Genomic DNA, 16,162 nt, shown 5'->3' on the forward strand with positions numbered 1-16,162 from the left:
GTGGTGGTCGGCCTCCTCTCTTTTTTTTCGCTCCCTTCACCTTTTTTCTTCTTGTTCTACTGCCCCCACCCCCTGGCCCCCGGGGGGGGGGGGGGGGGCGCGCGGTGGCCGCCCCCACGCCCCGTCGGTGTTCACCGCAGTGGTCGGACGGGATGTCAGACCTCTTCGGTGCCACCGCTCTCCTCGTCGTCTGCCTTCTCTTCCTTCGCCGCCGCGGGCGTGGCCCCCGGCTGCGGTTCGGCCACGGCCACCCGCGCGGGGCGGATGGTGCGCTCCCCGATGCGGTACCCGGGCTGCAGGATCGCCACGCAGGTCGTCTCGGTGACGTCCGGCGCGTACGAGTGCATCAGGGCCTCGTGGATCGTCGGGTCGAAGGGCTCGCCCTCCTTGCCGAACTGCTGGAGGCCCAGCTTCGCGACGACCGTCTCCAGGGATTCGGCCACCGACTTGAAGCCGCCGACGAGCTCGCCGTGCTCCCGGGCCCGGCCGACGTCGTCGAGCACCGGCAGGAGCTCGGTCAGGAGACCCGCGGCCGCGACCTCCTTGACCATCACCCGGTCGCGCTCGACGCGGCGGCGGTAGTTCTGGTACTCGGCCTGGAGCCGCTGGAGGTCGCCCGTGCGCTCGTTGAGCGCGGTGCGGACCTGGTCCAGCTGGGCCGTCAGGGCCGCTGTCTGCTGTACGTCCCCGGCCGGGGCCGCCGCCTCCTCCTCGGAGGGGGTGGCGGCCTTCGGCTCGACGTCGTCGGAGTTGGCGCCGGAAGGGACGTCAGGCTTCTCGTCGAAGCCCGGAGTCTCCTCGGTCACGCCGCACCGCCCTTGGTGTCCTTCTCGTCGTCCACGATCTCGGCGTCGACGACGTCGTCGTCGGCCTTGGCCTGACCGTCGCCCGGCGCCTCGGCACCCGGCGTCGCACCCTCGGACTGGGCGTTGGCGTACATCGCCTGGCCCAGCTTCTGGGAGACGGCCGCGACCTTCTCGGTGGCGGTGCGGATCTCGGCGGTGTCCTCGCCCTTGAGCTTCTCCTTCAGCTCGGTGAGCGCGGTCTCCACCTCCGTCTTCACGTCGCCGGGGACCTTGTCCTCGTTGTCCTTGAGGAACTTCTCCGTCTGGTAGACGAGCTGCTCGCCCTGGTTGCGCGACTCGGCGGCCTCGCGACGACGGTGGTCCTCGTCGGCGTACTGCTCGGCCTCCTCGCGCATCCGGTTGACCTCGTCCTTCGGCAGCGAGGAGCCGCCGGTGACGGTCATCTTCTGCTCCTTGCCGGTGCCGAGGTCCTTGGCGGCGACGTGCATGATGCCGTTGGCGTCGATGTCGAACGCGACCTCGATCTGCGGCACGCCACGCGGGGCCGGCGGCAGACCGGTGAGCTCGAACATCCCGAGCTTCTTGTTGTACGCCGCGATCTCGCGCTCGCCCTGGTAGACCTGGATCTGCACGGACGGCTGGTTGTCCTCGGCCGTCGTGAAGATCTCGGAGCGCTTGGTCGGGATCGTGGTGTTGCGCTCGATGAGCTTCGTCATGATCCCTCCCTTGGTCTCGATGCCGAGGGACAGCGGGGTCACGTCGAGGAGCAGGACGTCCTTGACCTCGCCCTTGAGGACACCGGCCTGGAGCGAGGCGCCGATGGCGACGACCTCGTCCGGGTTCACACCCTTGTTGGCGTCCTGACCGCCCGTGAGCTCCTTGACGAGCTCGGCGACGGCCGGCATGCGGGTGGAGCCACCGACGAGAACGACGTGGTCGATCTCGGAGAGCTGGATGCCCGCGTCCTTGATGACGTTGTGGAACGGGTTCTTGCAGCGGTCCAGGAGGTCCGCGGTCAGCTGCTGGAACTGCGAGCGCGTGAGCTTCTCGTCCAGGTGCAGCGGGCCCTCGGCGGACGCCGTGATGTAGGGCAGGTTGATCGTGGTCTCGGTCGAGGACGAGAGCTCGATCTTGGCCTTCTCCGCGGCCTCGCGGAGACGCTGGAGAGCCATCTTGTCCTTGGACAGGTCCACGCCGTGCCCGTTGGCGAACTGCTTCACCAGGTAGTCGACGACCCGCTGGTCCCAGTCGTCACCACCGAGGTGGTTGTCACCGTTGGTGGCCTTCACCTCGACGACGCCGTCGCCGATCTCCAGGAGGGACACGTCGAAGGTGCCGCCACCGAGGTCGAAGACGAGGATCGTCTGGTCGTCCTTGTCGAGGCCGTACGCCAGCGCGGCGGCGGTCGGCTCGTTGACGATGCGCAGGACGTTCAGGCCCGCGATCTCACCGGCCTCCTTGGTCGCCTGGCGCTCCGAGTCGTTGAAGTACGCCGGGACGGTGATCACCGCGTCGGCGACCTTCTCGCCCAGGTAGGACTCGGCGTCGCGCTTCAGCTTCTGCAGGATGAAGGCGCTCATCTGCTGCGGGTTGAAGTTCTTGCCGTCGATCTCGATCTTCCAGTCAGTGCCCATGTGGCGCTTGACCGAACGGATCGTCCTGTCGACGTTGGTGACCGCCTGGCGCTTCGCGACCTCGCCGACGAGCACCTCGCCGTTCTTGGCGAAGGCGACGACGGACGGCGTGGTCCTGGCGCCTTCGGCGTTGGTGATGACGGTGGGCTCGCCGCCTTCGAGAACGCTGACGACGGAGTTAGTCGTGCCCAGGTCGATGCCGACCGCACGTGCCATTTCAATTCCTCCAACTGACTACTTGAGTGGATCTGACTCAAGGATGCATGACACCCACCCCGGAGTCAAAGGACCTGAGCCACTTACGCTCAACTTATGTGCTCACACCTGCTCTGAGCAGGCGTTCTCCGTAATTGCGGAGTGAAAGAGACCCGCCGGGGCGGCCGGGATCCCGCGACACCTGCCCTGCGCTGCGCGTCACACGCGCCCCTCCCACCATCGCACCGTGGGATCGTTCTGTCACAAAATGCATCGAGACGGTCAAACCGTCACGTCACCGACTCCGGGCAGGTGCAATGCGGAACGCGAAGCAGACTGCGGCACGAGGGAAACGGCGCCCCGCCGCACCGACGATGGGCGGGGCGTCCGGCGTCGTCGCCCCCCGCACCCGCGTCCCCGCGCCCGCGGCCGCGGCGGCCCGCCGGCTCACGGAGACCACGGCGGGCCGGCGCCTCGCACGGACGGTGGCCGTCTGGCGCCTCATGGGGGCCATGGCCCTCCGCCGCCTCGCGGGCGCCCTGGCGGCGATGACGGTCAAGCGGACCCTGGACCTGCTGCTCGGTTCAACCCTCCTTCTCCTGGTGGGCCCGGCGCTCGTGGTCGCCGCCCTCACCCTCGCCCTCCGGCCGCCCCGCGGCCCGGCGGGCGTACTGAGGCGTGAGGACCGGGTCGGCCTGGGCGGCCACCTCTTCGAGCTCCGCTCGCTGGGCACGAGGCGCTACCGCCTCGACCTGCTCTCCCGGCTGCCCCACGTCGTGCGCGGAGACCTCTCCCTGGTCGGCCCCGCCCCCCTCACCCCGGACGAGGCCGCGCGGCTCGGACCCGCGGACGGGCGCTGGCGGCAGGCCCTCAGGCCGGGCCTGACGGGCCTGGCCCAGGTGCGCGCCCGCTCGGGAATGCCCTGGGACGAACCCGCCCTCCTCGACGCGCACTACGCAGAGCATCATGGGACGCGGCTCGACCTGGTGATCCTGGCGCAATCCGTACGCATCCCCCTGCGGGCGGCGGTGCGTGGACGGCGACGCCCGGGAAAGGCTCACCTGAGCGACACAGATCACCGACTGCCCGGCTTCAGCGTGGCGGAATAAGTGGATAGTGTCAGCACAGACTGATTAAGTTACTGCTTAGTAATCGCTTGTACGCGCTGGATCCCACCCTCGCAGGCCCGAGGAGCCCCACATGCAACTCGCCGCGATCATCGTGTCGCTGGTGCTGACTGTCGTCGGCGTTGCGCTCATCGCCCGAGCCGTCGCGCAGATCTACCGGTTCGTCCGCCTTGGACAGCCGGTTCCGGCAGGCAGCCGCACCGACAACCCCAAGCAGCGCACGATCACCCTGGTCAAGGAGTTCCTCGGCCACACCCGGATGAACCGGTGGGGGATCGTCGGCTTCGCCCACTGGTTCGTCGCCATCGGCTTCCTGACCCTGCCGCCGACGCTGCTCCAGGCGTACGGACAGCTCTTCCGGGCCGACTGGGTCCTGCCGGTGATCGGCGGCTGGCTGCCGTTCGAGATGTACATCGAGTTCATCGGCATCATGACCGTGCTCGGCATCGTCACGCTGATGGCCATCCGGCTGCTGAACCTGCCCTCCCGCGCCGGCCGCAAGTCACGCTTCGCCGGCTCCAAGGCCTGGCAGGCGTACTTCGTCGAGTACGTCATCCTCGTCATCGGCCTGGCGATCCTGGCCCTGCGCGGCCTCGAGGGCGCGATCCACCACGTCCAGGGCTACGAGGCCGCGTACTTCGTGTCGTACCCCCTGGTGCTCGCCTTCAAGGGCCTCGCGGTCGGCACGCTCCAGAACCTCGTCTACCTCACCGCGATGATCAAGATCGGCACCTCGCTGATCTGGATGATCACGGTCTCCCTCAACACCAACATGGGTGTCGCCTGGCACCGCTTCCTCGGCTTCCCGAACATCTGGTTCAAGCGGAACGCCGACGGCGAGGTCGCGCTCGGCGCCCTCCAGCCGATGACCAGCGGCGGCAAGGAGATCGACTGGGAGGACCCGGGCGAGGACGACACCTTCGGCGTCTCCCAGGTCGAGCAGTTCTCCTGGAAGGGCATCCTCGACTTCTCCACGTGCACCGAGTGCGGACGCTGCCAGTCGCAGTGCCCGGCGTGGAACACGGGCAAGCCGCTCTCGCCCAAGCTCCTGGTCATGTCCCTGCGCGACCACGCGCACGCCAAGGCCCCGTACCTGCTGGCCGGCGGCGGCAAGGACATGGAGGGCGAGGAGAAGGCCACCGCGGAGCAGCTCGCGGACGTCCCCGCGGCCGCCCTCGCGGAGGCCGCGCGCCCGCTCATCGGGACGCTCGAGGAGAACGGCGTCATCGACCCGGACGTGCTGTGGTCCTGCACCACCTGCGGTGCGTGCGTGGAGCAGTGCCCGGTCGACATCGAGCACATCGACCACATCGTCGACATGCGCCGCTACCAGGTGATGATCGAGTCCGCGTTCCCATCCGAGGCGGGCACGATGCTCAAGAACCTGGAGAAGAAGGGCAACCCCTGGGGGCTCGCCAAGAAGCAGCGCGTCGAGTGGACCAAGGAGGTCGACTTCGAGGTCCCGATCGTCGGCAAGGACGTCGAGGACCTCAGCGAGGTCGACTACCTCTACTGGGTCGGCTGCGCCGGCGCCCTGGAGGACCGCGCCAAGAAGACGACGAAGGCCTTCGCGGAGCTCCTCCACATCGCGGGCGTCAAGTTCGCGATCATGGGCGGCGACGAGAAGTGCACGGGTGACTCCGCCCGCCGCCTCGGCAACGAGCCGCTGTTCCAGCAGCTCGGCCAGGAGAACGTCGCGATGCTGAACATGGCGTTCGGCGAGCCCGCCCCGGGCGACGAGGAGGAGGGCGGCCCGGCCAGGAAGGCGAAGTCGGCGAAGAAGATCGTCGCCACCTGCCCGCACTGCTTCAACACCATCGCGAACGAGTACCCGCAGCTCGGCGGCGAGTACGAGGTCATCCACCACACGCAGCTGCTCCAGCACCTGGTGGACGAGGGCAAGCTGATCCCGGTGACGCCGGTCGAGGGCCTGATCACGTACCACGACCCCTGCTACCTGGGCCGCCACAACAAGATCTACACGCCCCCGCGCGAGATCATCGCCAAGGTCCCGGGTCTGCGGAACGAGGAGATGCACCGCCACAAGGAACGCGGCTTCTGCTGCGGCGCCGGCGGGGCCCGGATGTGGATGGAGGAGCGGATCGGCAAGCGCATCAACAACGAGCGCGTCGACGAGGCCCTCTCGCTCAACCCGGACATCGTCTCCACGGCGTGCCCGTTCTGCCTCGTCATGCTGACGGACTCGGTCAACGGCAAGAAGAACGACGGCCAGGCCAAGGAGTCGGTGCAGGTCGTGGACGTGTCGCAGCTGCTCCTGGAGTCGGTGAAGACACCCGCGGACCCCACGGGCGACGAGGAGCGGGCCGGCCGGCCGGAGCCGGAACCCGTCCAGTAGCCACGTCCGCCGGCTGTCCGCCTCAGCCGTCGGACCCGGCGCCCGCCGTCAGCTGCCTCCCGTCAGCTGTCTCCCGTCACGGAAGCGGGCGGGGGGGCGGGGGGGGGCGGGCGGGGGGCCGCGTCGGCCTCCCGGGCCCCCCCCCCCCCTGCCGCACTCCCGGCGTGCGCCTGCTGTACGACGTACAAGGGATGCCTTACGGTGTACGGGACATGTCCTGTACACCGTACGAGCGCACCGGAACCAGGAGTCCGCATGACGGCGACCGCCGCCGAGCAGAACGATCTCGCCCCCGGAGGCGCCCACGCGCGGCGCTGGCTGATCCTCGGGGTCATCTGCCTCGCCCAGCTCACCGTGCTGCTCGACAACACCGTCCTGAACGTCGCGATCCCCTCACTCACCACGGAACTGCGCGCCTCCACCGCCGATGTGCAGTGGATGATCAACGCGTACTCCCTCGTCCAGTCCGGACTTCTGCTCACCGCGGGCAGCGCGTCCGACCGCTACGGCCGGAAGAGGATGCTGGTCGCGGGCCTCGCCGTGTTCGGCGCCGGCTCGCTGGTCGCGGGGCTCTCGCAGACCTCGGGGCAACTGATCGCCGCCCGCGCCGGTATGGGCGTCGGAGGCGCGCTGCTGATCACGACCACCCTCGCGGTCGTGGTGCAGATCTTCGACGACACCGAGCGCGTGAAGGCCATCGGTATCTGGTCCACCGTCAGCTCCCTGGGTTTCGCGGCCGGTCCGCTGCTCGGCGGGGCGATGCTCGACCACTTCTGGTGGGGTGCGATCTTCCTGGTCAACATCCCCGTGGCGGTCGTCGGACTGATCGCGGTCGTCCGGCTCGTCCCCGAGTCGAAGAACGCCGGCGGTGACCGCCCCGACCTGGCCGGCGCGCTGCTCTCCACGCTCGGTATGACCGCCGTCGTCTACGCGATCATCTCCGGCCCCGAGCACGGCTGGGGCTCCGGCCAGGTCCTGCTGACCGCGTTCGCCGGGGCCGCCGTCCTCACCGGGTTCGTCCTGTGGGAGCTCCATGTCCCCCACCCCATGCTGGACATGCGCTTCTTCCGCGACCAGCGGTTCACCGGCGCGGTGGCCGGCGCCGTCCTCGTCGCCTTCGGGATGACGGGTTCGCTCTTCCTGCTCACCCAGCACCTCCAGTTCGTCCTCGGATACGGGCCGCTGGAGGCGGGGCTGCGCACGGCTCCGCTCGCGCTCACCGTCGTCGCGCTCAACCTCACCGGCCTCGGCGCGCGCCTGATCCCGCGGATGGGGACGCCCGCGACCATCGCGGTCGGGATGTGCCTGCTGTCGGCGGGGCTCGGCGCCATCGCGCTGCTGGGCGGACGCGGATACGGCGGGATGCTGCTCGGACTGGTCGTCATGGGTGCCGGGATCGCCCTCGCCATGCCCGCGATGGCCAACGCGATCATGAGTGCCATCCCGCCCGAGAAGGCAGGGGTGGGAGCCGGGGTGAACGGCACGCTCGCCGAGTTCGGCAACGGGCTCGGGGTCGCGGTGCTGGGCGCCGTGCTCAACTCCCGCTTCACCGCGCTCGTGCCGGCCGCCGTCGGGGCGGCATCGCTGCCCGCCGCACTGGCGGCGGCGGACGGGGCGGTGGAGCGCGCTCACCTCAGGGACGCCTTCGCGGCGGGCCTGGAGACCAGCCAACTGGTGGGCGCGGTCGCGGTCCTGGCCGGCGGGCTGCTGGCCGCGTTCCTGCTGAGGAGGGCGGAGCGCGCGCGAGCGGACCGCGCCCCCGGGGTACGGGCATAGCATCGGACAGGGGTGCCGGTACGCAGGAGTGCCACCGCAAGCGAAGGAGCGTGTGCCATGGGGTCCGCGGCAGACCGGGTGAAGAACCCTTCCAGAGGCAGTGTGTGGCTGGACCGGCGCACCCCTTCACGCTCCCGGAAGGCCGAGCAGCCGGCCGGTCTCGACCGGGACAGGATCACGGCGGCGAGCGTCCGGCTCCTGGACGCGGACGGCCTCGCGAAGTTCTCCATGCGGCGCCTCGCCGCCGAGCTCGACGTCACGGCCATGTCCCTCTACTGGTACGTCGACACCAAGGACGACCTGCTGGAACTCGCCCTGGACACGGTCTTCGGCGAGATTCCGGCGGCCCCGGACGACGCCGGCTGGCGTGACCGGCTGCGCGCACTGGCCACCAGCTACCGGAGGATGCTGGTCCGTCATCCCTGGGTGTCCACGCTGATCGGCGGCTTCCTCAACATCGGCCCGCACTCGATGCTCTTCTCGTACGCCGTCCAGGACGCCGTCCGGGCCACCGGGCTGCCGCTGGCGAACCGGACGGGAGCGACGTCGGCCGTCTTCCAGTTCGTCTACGGGTTCGGCACGATCGAGGGCCACTTCGTGCAGCGCACCGCCGAGGCCGGACTCACCCAGGACGAGTACTTCCGGCAGGCGATGGGCACGATCCGCGCGGACCCCGAGCTCAGCAGGATGATGCGGCCCTCGGAGAGCCTGATGGAGGCGCGCGGCGGGGACACGGTGGAGGAGATGCGCGAGCGGGACTTCGTGTTCGCGCTGGACCTCCTGATCGCCGGCATCGAAGCGATGCGCGAACGCGCGGAGCGCCACGCGTAGCAGGCGCCTCCCGGCCCGGCGCCCAGCCCGTGCCCAGGGCTCAGTACCCGCGCCCGACGTCGACCGCCAGCGCGGGCGTACGCCCTTCGGAGACCGCTTCCCAGCACGCCGCGAAGTCGGTGACGACGTCCTCGTCGGCCGTGATGCCGGCCGAGTGCGAGGTGATCACCGTGCGCGGCAGCCGCCAGGCGCGGTCGGCGGGTCCTGCGGGTTCGTCGGGCAGGACGTCGAGCACGGCCCCGCGCACCGCCCCGTCGCGCAGGGCGGTCTCCAGCGCCGTCATGTCCACGGTTGCGCCGCGGCCCACGTTGACGAAGGTGGCGCCCCGCATCGCGGCGAACCTGGGGCCGTCGTAGAAACGCTCCGTCGCGTCCGTCAGGGGCAGGGTGGACACCACCCACCGGGCGCGCCCCAGCTCCGCGGTCTCCTCACGTGAACCGGCCAGGACCACCCGGTCGAAGCCCGCCGGTGCGGCACGGGCGGTGCGGGCCACGCCCACCGTGCGCAGGGAGCAGGCGCTCAGCAGACCGGCGACCGCGGAACCGATGCGTCCGGTGCCGTGGACGACGGCGGTCCGTCCCGCGGCGAGCTCGGACGGAAGCCGCTGCCACTGTGTTCTGGAGTGCTGTGCGGTGTGCTCCGGGACGGACTGGCACTCGGCGAGCACCCAGGCCAGCGTGTACTGGGCGATCCGCTCGCCCATCCGCCCCACGGTCCGTGTCAGCAGGGCCTCTCGGGGCCAGGCACCGGCGGCGAGCAGCGCGTCCGTACCGGCGTTGACGCTGTGGAACCACAGCAGCCGGGGCGTCCGCAGCGGCTCCGGCAGGGAGTCGCCCACGTACACGAAGGGGCCGTCGGCCCCGGCCGGTCCGGCCGGTCGCCCGGTGATCCGTTCCAGCTCACGGACCACGGCGGGGCCCACAGACGGGGAGACGACGAGGCGGGCCCGCGTGAGCGGGCCCGGGCGGGGCGGCGTCATCGGTGCGGTCAGCTGCCGCCGGCCAGGTGGGCGGGGAAGCCCCCGGTGGCGACGGGGCTCCAGCGCTCCGGGGTGATCCGGATGAGGGACTTGCCCTGCTTGAGCATCGCCGCCCGGTACTCGTCCCAGTCCGGGTGCTCACCGGAGATGGTGCGGAAGTACTCGACGAGGGGCTCGACGGAATCCGGTGCGTCGATCACCTCGGCCGAGCCGTCGACCTGGACCCAGGGGCCGTTCCAGTCGTCCGACAGGACGATCACGCTCACCCGCTCGTCCCGCTTGGCGTTACGGGTCTTGGCCCGTTCGGGGTAGGTGGAGACGACGATCCGCCCGGCGTCGTCGACGCCGCAGGTGAGCGGGGAGCCCTGGGGGCGGCCGTCGGACCGGGTGGTCAGCAGGATCGCCCGGTGCCTGGGCCGGACGAAGTCCAGCAGTTCGCCGAGTTCCACGGTGGTGTTGGTCGCGATGTTGGGTGCCATACGGCCAACCCTAGGGTCTCTCCCCGGCACCGGGCCGGTTCGGGGACGGCCCCCGGCCCGCGCGGGCCCGGTGCGCCTCCGTCCCCGGCCCCCTCCCGGGGCGGAGGCGCTCCGCCGGTGCCGGACGTGCCTACGAGGGCAGGGCGTCGCCCTGGACCGCCTGGATGTCGAGCTCCACGCGCAGGGTCGTGCCGATGGCGGAGATGCCCGCCTGGAGCACCTGGTTGTAGTTCATGGCGAAGTCGTCGCGCCGCAGCTCGGCCGTGGCGTGGAAGGCCGCGCGCACCCCGCCCCACGGGTCGGGGCCGGTGCCCAGGTAGCTGAGGTCGAGGTCGATGTCCCGCGCGACGCCGCGCATGGTGAGCACACCGTGCACCGTCCAGCGGTCGGGCCCGGCGGGGGTCAGCGCCCGTGAGCGGTAGCTGAGCTCCGGGTGGGTGTCCACGTCCAGGAAGTCCGCCGAGCGCAGGTGCTTGTCCCGCATGGCGTTGCCCGTGTCGATGCTGGAGGCGGAGATGAGCGCCTCGACGCGGGAGTTCCGGACGTCCTCGGCGATCTCGATACGGCCGCCGAACTCCGTGAACCGGCCGTGCACGCTGGAGATGCCCAGGTGCTGTGCGACGGCGGCCACCGAGGAGTGCACGGGGTCGAGCGACCAGGTGCCCGGAGGCGGCAGCTCCACGCCGCCCTGCCTGGCCAGTACGACGGTCCCGGCCTCGACCCGGCCGCTGGCCGTGACGAGCGCGGTGGACGCGGCGGGGGCGTAGCCCACGGCCGTGACGATCACCGTGTACGCACCGGCCTGGAGGAGATCGTCGGTGCGCACGGCCCCGTCCTCGTCGGCTGCGGCACGGAGCACCTGGGTGCCCGTCATGTCGGTCACCGTCACGACCGCGTGCTGGACGGCCCAGCCGTCCCGCGTCCGTACCTGTGCGCGAAGTCCCATCCGTGTTCTCTCCTTGCTCGAATCACTGGTGCTCCAGCGACTCAATGAGTCGGGCCCCGGGGCGGGATCGGCAGGCCGTCCCCTGCCTGCCGTTCCCGCCACGGGGCCCATTTCCGCCGGCGGACACAGCCTCTCCGCTCGAAGCGCTGTCCCGCCAGGGGTCTTTGTGAATCTTCCGGCCGGTCCTACTCGCCCGGGTGGGCGAGCTCGATGTCGTGACCGTCGACCCCGCCGCCGCTCACGGTCAGCGAGCCGGCCACCGGCGGGTAGCCGGTCGCGATCACGGAGTACTCACCGGCGTCCAGGTCGGCGAAGGCGTACGCGCCGTCCTCCCCGGTCGTCGACGTGGCGACCACGTTGCCGGCCGCGTCGATCAGCGTGACCCGGGCGTCGTTCAGCGGTGCCCGGCCGGAGCCGGCCCTGATGACGCCCTGGAGCAGCGCGCCGGACTGCAGGGCCACGTCGATCCGGGTGACGCCCTGGCCCGCGACCTCCACCGGCAGGGCCAGCGGGCGGAAGCCCGCGGCCGTGACGGCGACGGTGACCGAGCCGGGGATCAGCTCACCGAAGGTGAACTCACCGGTGTCGCCGGAGACGCCCGTGGCCAGTACGTCGCCGCGCACGTCGGTCACGACGACCATGGCGCCCTGGACAGGGGTGCTGCCCTCGGAGGTGCGGACGGTCCCGGAGAGACCGCTCGTACCGGCGAGCAGGATGTCGAAGGCCAGCGGTTCGTCGCCGACGACCACCGTGGACGCCTGCGGCTGGAAGCCGTCGGCGGAGGCGATCAGGACGTACGAGCCGGAGCCCGGGGCGTCCAGGACGTAGCCGCCGTCGGCCTGGGCGACGGAGCGCCCCAGCTGCCGGCCGCCCAGCGAGATCAGCGTGACGGCGGCGCGGGCGACGGGTGCGCCCTCGGCGCCCCGCACCACACCGCGTACGGGAGTGCCCTGGACGGTCTGTTCCCCGGTGGCGGTGGTCCCGTCGGGGGTGCCGACCGAGGTGACCCCGGCCGTGCCCTCGGCGACCAGCGCGGTGGCGGTGGTGGCCTCGACGGACTCCGTCGCGGCGGCCACCTCGGCCGGCGCGGTGTCGTTCCCGGCCCTCGTCTTCAGGGCGACCTCCTTGATGAAGAGGGTCAGGACGAAGGCGACCAGCGCGGCGGGCGCGGCGTACAGGAAGACGTCGGCGACACCGTGGCCGTAGGCGACCTCCATGACGGTGCGGAACGGCGCGGGGAGCTTGTCCAGGTCGGGGATGCCCCCGCCGCCCGTTCCGCCGTGGCCGAACGCCGCGCCCTCGGGGCCGAGGTCGGCGAGGCCTTCCTTGACGTAGTGGGTGACGCGGTTGCCCAGGACGGCGCCCAGCGCCGAGACGCCGATCGCACCACCGAGGGAACGGAAGAACGTCACGACGGAGCTGGCCGCACCCAGGTCGGCCGGGGCCACCTGGTTCTGCGTGGCGAGCACCAGGTTCTGCATCATCATGCCGACGCCGAGGCCCATCACGAACATGAAGATCGCGATGTGCCAGTACTCGGTGTCGTACCGGATGGTGCCCAGCAGTCCGAGGCCCGCGGTGACCAGGAAGCCACCGGTGACCAGCCAGGCCTTCCAGCGGCCCGTCTTGGTGATCACCTGGCCCGACACGGTCGAGGACAGGAAGAGGCCGGCGATCATCGGGATGGTCATGACGCCGGACATCGTCGGCGACTTGTCCCGCGCCAGCTGGAAGTACTGGCTGAAGAAGACGGTGCCCGCGAACATCGCGATACCGACGAACAGCGAGGCCGCGGAGGCCAGGGTGATGGTGCGGTTGCGGAAGAGGCGCAGCGGGATGATCGGCTCGCTGGCCTTCGACTCGATCAGCAGGAACAGCCCTATGAGCGCGACGGTGCCGCCGAGCATGGTCCAGGTCTGCCAGGAGATCCAGTCGTACTTGTCACCCGCGAAGGTCACCCAGAGCAGCAGCAGCGAGACCGCGGCGCTGATGAAGAAGGCGCCGGACCAGTCGACCTTGACCTGGCGCTTGACCACGGGGAGCTTCAGGGTCTTCTGGAGCACGATCAGGGCGATGACCGCGAACGGCACACCCACGTAGAAGCACCAGCGCCAGCCCATCCAGCTGGTGTCGGTGATGACACCGCCGAGCAGCGGGCCGCCGACGGTGGCGACGGCGAAGACCGCGCCGAGGTAGCCGCTGTAGCGGCCGCGCTCGCGCGGGGAGATCATCGCGGCCATGACGATCTGGGCGAGGGCGGAGAGACCGCCGACGCCGATGCCCTGCACCACGCGGCAGGTGATGAGCATGCCGCTGCTGGTCGACAGGCCGGCGACTATGGAGCCGCCGACGTAGATGAGCAGGGCGATCTGGACCAGCAGCTTCTTGCTGAACAGGTCCGCGAGCTTGCCCCACAGCGGGGTGGTGGCGGTCATGGCCAGCAGCGAGGCCGTCACGACCCAGGTGTAGGCGCTCTGACCGCCGCCGAGGTCGGAAATGATCTCCGGCAGGGCGTTGGAGACGACCGTCGACGAAAGGATCGCGACGAACATGCCGAGCAGCAGCCCGGTCAGCGCTTCCATGATCTGCCGGTGTGTCATCGGCGTGCCTGCGGGGGCTTCGACAGCCCCGTGCTTGGCGTGGCCGCCCCGCACACCGGATGGTGTGGTCGTAGCCATTTAAATCCTTGTCTTTGCTTCTGTTACACGGGTGTACGGGTGTGCGAATCGTCGGAGTGCCCGGCGCGGCAGTCGCCGCTGTGCTTCCCGGGGGCGCACCCTCCGGAGCCGCGGCAGGAGAAGCTGTCGCGCAGCCGGGACAACAACGAGTTGAGCTGTCCGACTTCTTCGTCGGACCAGTCGATGAGGTTGTGGGCGAACATTTCGGTGGTCCGCCGGGTCAGCTCGTCGAGCAGCTGCTCACCCGCGGGGGTCAGCCGCAGGATGCGGGACCGCTTGTCCGCCGGGTCCGGGAACCGCTCGACCCAGCCGTTCTCCACCGCGTGCGTCACATGACGGCTGGTCACCGACATGTTCACGGCCAGGAGTTCGGCAAGCCGGGTGATCCGCATCTCGCCGTACTTGGCCAGCAGCGTCAGCACGCCGGCCGAGCCGCCGGGGCACTCGGCGGGCAGGATGCGGACGAGCCCCCGCTTGACGGCTCCGACGGCGCTGAGCTGCCGGGCCAGTTCTTCGTACTGGCTCCGTGCTGCCACCGACCCTCCAGGCGTCTCGCGAGGTCATCTTGTTGCTTAGGGCAACGATAGAAGCAGTTGGTTGCCGCAGGCAAACGAAATGGGGCTTGCAGAAGTAAAGGAACGCAAAAGCCTGCGTAGGGGCCCGGTCAAGCGTGCAGCGCAGGGCGGGTGGGCCGCCCTGGGTGTGTTCCTCGTCACGGGGCCCGGGGCCGGGAACGGGCCGGTGGAGGCGGTGCCCGCCGCCCCGGCGGAGCGGTGGGGCGCACCCGTGCGGGCGGGAGCGGCATCGCCCGCCGCAGGCCCGGGGGTTGGGCGGAACGCCGGGGTTCGCTAGGGTCCTGGACCATGGCACACAACCCCCACGCCCCGCAGCCGGGCCCCGAGGGCACTCACGACCCGGCGGGCAGCACGCAGATGTTCCGCGCGTTTGTCGACGAGGGCGAGCCGCAGCGCAGGCAGCAGCCCGCCGCGACCTCGTCCGGACCCAAGACCGGGGTGATCGTGGCCGTCGTCGCGGTCATCGTGGTCCTGGGCGCGGTCGCCTGGCTCGCGCTCGGCTGACCGTCCCGCGTCACCGGCCGGCCCCGCCGCCCCCTTCCCGGGGGCCTGGGGCCCGCCAGGCGTCCACGTGCGCGTGTACGCCGCCCCGCCCACCGCTCCCGTACCGCCCGCCGGTGCGGGAGCGTCCGCGTGCTCCCCGGAGGCCGCCCGGGCGCCCCTGCCGCGCGGCGAGAGGGCCGGACACGGCGAGGCCGCCGGGGCGTGCGATCGTGCCGCCCCGGCGGCCGGCGAGCCGTGGCCGTCCGGACCCCTCGGGGTCAGTCGGCGATGAGCCCCTCCCTGAGCTGGGTGAGCGTCCGGGTCAGCAGCCGGGAGACGTGCATCTGCGAGATGCCGACCTCCTCGCCGATCTGCGACTGCGTCATGTTGGCGAAGAAGCGCAGCATGATGATCTGCCGCTCGCGCGGGGCGAGCTTGGCCAGCAGCGGCTTCAGCGACTCGCGGTACTCGACGCCTTCCAGCGCCGCGTCCTCGTACCCCAGGCGGTCCGCCAGCGATCCCTCGCCGCCGTCGTCCTCGGGGGAGGGCGAGTCCAGCGAGGAGGCCGTGTAGGCGTTGCCCACGGCCAGGCCGTCGACCACGTCCTCCTCGGAGACCCCGAGCGCCTTGGCCAGCTCCGGAACGGTCGGCGAGCGGTCCAGCTTCTGGGCGAGCTCGTCGCTGGTCTTGGTGAGGGCGAGCCGCAGCTCCTGGAGCCGGCGCGGCACCCGCACCGACCACGAGGTGTCGCGGAAGAAGCGTTTGATCTCCCCCACGACCGTCGGCATGGCGAACGTGGGGAACTCCACGCCCCGTTCGCAGTCGAAGCGGTCGATCGCCTTGATCAGGCCGATCGTCCCGACCTGGACGATGTCCTCCATCGGCTCGTTGCGGCTGCGGAAACGTGCCGCCGCGTACCGCACCAGCGGGAGGTTGAGCTCGATGAGCGTGTCCCGCACGTAGGCCCGCTCGGGGCTGTCCGTGACGCCGGGGCCCGGGGCGGGACCCAGAGCGGCGAGCCGCAGGAACAGGGAGCGGGACAGCGTGCGGGTATCGATGGCTTCCGGCGAGCTGGTGAGCACGGGAGGTGCCGGCACGCTCTTCGTGAGCGTGAGCACCTTCGAGCTGCCCTGTTCTGCGGACATGCCACCCCCTTGAGGTCGCGGACGGTCGCGGTGGCCACGACCATCGGAGGAACGCAGCCTCCACCTGAATACCGGAGGTGGGGCTGCGGCAAACGCGGTTCCAGCAGAATGTCACATGTCGGCAACACGCTGTAGTGACAAGTCGACAAGTC

General features: G+C 70.7%; 13 protein-coding genes. 5 read left to right on the forward strand and 8 right to left on the reverse strand.

Annotation, left to right across the window (positions count from 1 at the left end; genetic code table 11):
• Nucleotides 1-155 precede the first annotated feature (155 nt).
• Nucleotides 156-806 (reverse strand): nucleotide exchange factor GrpE, encoded by a 651-nt coding sequence (grpE, locus tag ACFVS9_RS03035; RefSeq protein ID WP_383116948.1) that lies wholly within the window; start codon nt 804-806, stop codon nt 156-158.
• The gene (dnaK, locus tag ACFVS9_RS03040) at nt 803-2,656 is read right to left on the reverse strand and encodes a molecular chaperone DnaK (protein ID WP_277333103.1); all 1,854 of its coding nucleotides are present in this window, start codon (nt 2,654-2,656) and stop codon (nt 803-805) included. Before dnaK ends, grpE begins: the two co-directional genes overlap by 4 nt.
• Before the next feature lie 296 nt (nt 2,657-2,952).
• Between dnaK and ACFVS9_RS03045 the strand changes: the two genes are divergently transcribed.
• From ACFVS9_RS03045 to ACFVS9_RS03060, 4 genes are all read left to right on the forward strand, one after another.
• Complete coding sequence (locus ACFVS9_RS03045) at nt 2,953-3,744, forward strand: sugar transferase (protein ID WP_389929691.1); 792 nt, start codon at nt 2,953-2,955, stop codon at nt 3,742-3,744.
• A 91-nt stretch (nt 3,745-3,835) separates the two neighbouring features.
• Nucleotides 3,836-6,118 carry a heterodisulfide reductase-related iron-sulfur binding cluster gene (locus tag ACFVS9_RS03050; RefSeq protein ID WP_389929693.1) on the forward strand — a complete coding sequence of 761 codons (2,283 nt, stop codon included), beginning with the start codon at nt 3,836-3,838 and terminating at the stop codon, nt 6,116-6,118.
• 255 nt (nt 6,119-6,373) lie between these two features.
• Nucleotides 6,374-7,894, forward strand: a complete 1,521-nt coding sequence (locus tag ACFVS9_RS03055) for an MFS transporter (protein WP_389929694.1) — start codon at nt 6,374-6,376, stop codon at nt 7,892-7,894.
• 57 nt (nt 7,895-7,951) lie between these two features.
• Complete coding sequence (locus ACFVS9_RS03060) at nt 7,952-8,725, forward strand: TetR/AcrR family transcriptional regulator (protein WP_389929696.1); 774 nt, start codon at nt 7,952-7,954, stop codon at nt 8,723-8,725.
• Nucleotides 8,726-8,765: 40 nt separating this feature from the next.
• Here the strand turns inward: ACFVS9_RS03060 and ACFVS9_RS03065 are convergent, their stop codons facing one another.
• From ACFVS9_RS03065 to ACFVS9_RS03085, 5 genes are all read right to left on the reverse strand, one after another.
• Nucleotides 8,766-9,704: an NAD(P)-dependent oxidoreductase gene (locus tag ACFVS9_RS03065; protein ID WP_389929698.1), complete on the reverse strand. Its 939-nt coding sequence runs from the start codon at nt 9,702-9,704 to the stop codon at nt 8,766-8,768.
• An 8-nt stretch (nt 9,705-9,712) separates the two neighbouring features.
• A complete protein-coding gene (locus tag ACFVS9_RS03070; protein WP_383115452.1) occupies nt 9,713-10,183 on the reverse strand; it encodes a PPOX class F420-dependent oxidoreductase in 471 nt (156 codons plus the stop codon).
• 130 nt (nt 10,184-10,313) lie between these two features.
• Nucleotides 10,314-11,129 (reverse strand): YceI family protein, encoded by an 816-nt coding sequence (locus ACFVS9_RS03075; RefSeq protein ID WP_383115451.1) that lies wholly within the window; start codon nt 11,127-11,129, stop codon nt 10,314-10,316.
• Between the two features lie 185 nt (nt 11,130-11,314).
• Nucleotides 11,315-13,807 carry an MFS transporter gene (locus ACFVS9_RS03080; protein WP_383115450.1) on the reverse strand — a complete coding sequence of 831 codons (2,493 nt, stop codon included), beginning with the start codon at nt 13,805-13,807 and terminating at the stop codon, nt 11,315-11,317.
• Nucleotides 13,808-13,830: 23 nt separating this feature from the next.
• Entirely contained in the window at nt 13,831-14,343 is a 513-nt protein-coding gene (locus ACFVS9_RS03085) for a MarR family winged helix-turn-helix transcriptional regulator (RefSeq protein ID WP_383115449.1), read from the reverse strand.
• Between the two features lie 327 nt (nt 14,344-14,670).
• Between ACFVS9_RS03085 and ACFVS9_RS03090 the strand changes: the two genes are divergently transcribed.
• On the forward strand, nt 14,671-14,886 hold the full coding sequence (locus tag ACFVS9_RS03090; RefSeq protein ID WP_033296881.1) for a hypothetical protein: 216 nt from the start codon (nt 14,671-14,673) through the stop codon (nt 14,884-14,886).
• A gap of 257 nt (nt 14,887-15,143) precedes the next feature.
• On the opposite strand, the gene ACFVS9_RS03095 is transcribed toward ACFVS9_RS03090, so the two are convergent.
• A complete protein-coding gene (locus ACFVS9_RS03095; protein ID WP_383115448.1) occupies nt 15,144-16,010 on the reverse strand; it encodes an RNA polymerase sigma factor SigF in 867 nt (288 codons plus the stop codon).
• Between the last annotated feature and the right edge of the window lie 152 nt (nt 16,011-16,162).

Origin of the sequence: Streptomyces sp. NPDC058008 (assembly GCF_042886395.1) — a bacterium.
Classification (GTDB): domain Bacteria; phylum Actinomycetota; class Actinomycetes; order Streptomycetales; family Streptomycetaceae; genus Streptomyces.

Excerpts from the sequence above, each read along its gene's own strand:
- dnaK (WP_277333103.1), bottom strand. The coding sequence starts at position 2,656 with ATGGCACGTGCGGTCGGCATCGACCTGGGCACGACTAACTCCGTCGTC.
- ACFVS9_RS03045 (WP_389929691.1), top strand. The coding sequence starts at position 2,953 with ATGCGGAACGCGAAGCAGACTGCGGCACGAGGGAAACGGCGCCCCGCC.
- ACFVS9_RS03050 (WP_389929693.1), top strand. The coding sequence starts at position 3,836 with ATGCAACTCGCCGCGATCATCGTGTCGCTGGTGCTGACTGTCGTCGGC.
- ACFVS9_RS03055 (WP_389929694.1), top strand. The coding sequence starts at position 6,374 with ATGACGGCGACCGCCGCCGAGCAGAACGATCTCGCCCCCGGAGGCGCC.
- ACFVS9_RS03060 (WP_389929696.1), top strand. The coding sequence starts at position 7,952 with ATGGGGTCCGCGGCAGACCGGGTGAAGAACCCTTCCAGAGGCAGTGTG.
- ACFVS9_RS03065 (WP_389929698.1), bottom strand. The coding sequence starts at position 9,704 with ATGACGCCGCCCCGCCCGGGCCCGCTCACGCGGGCCCGCCTCGTCGTC.
- ACFVS9_RS03070 (WP_383115452.1), bottom strand. The coding sequence starts at position 10,183 with ATGGCACCCAACATCGCGACCAACACCACCGTGGAACTCGGCGAACTG.
- ACFVS9_RS03075 (WP_383115451.1), bottom strand. The coding sequence starts at position 11,129 with ATGGGACTTCGCGCACAGGTACGGACGCGGGACGGCTGGGCCGTCCAG.
- ACFVS9_RS03080 (WP_383115450.1), bottom strand. The coding sequence starts at position 13,807 with ATGGCTACGACCACACCATCCGGTGTGCGGGGCGGCCACGCCAAGCAC.
- ACFVS9_RS03090 (WP_033296881.1), top strand. The coding sequence starts at position 14,671 with ATGGCACACAACCCCCACGCCCCGCAGCCGGGCCCCGAGGGCACTCAC.
- ACFVS9_RS03095 (WP_383115448.1), bottom strand. The coding sequence starts at position 16,010 with ATGTCCGCAGAACAGGGCAGCTCGAAGGTGCTCACGCTCACGAAGAGC.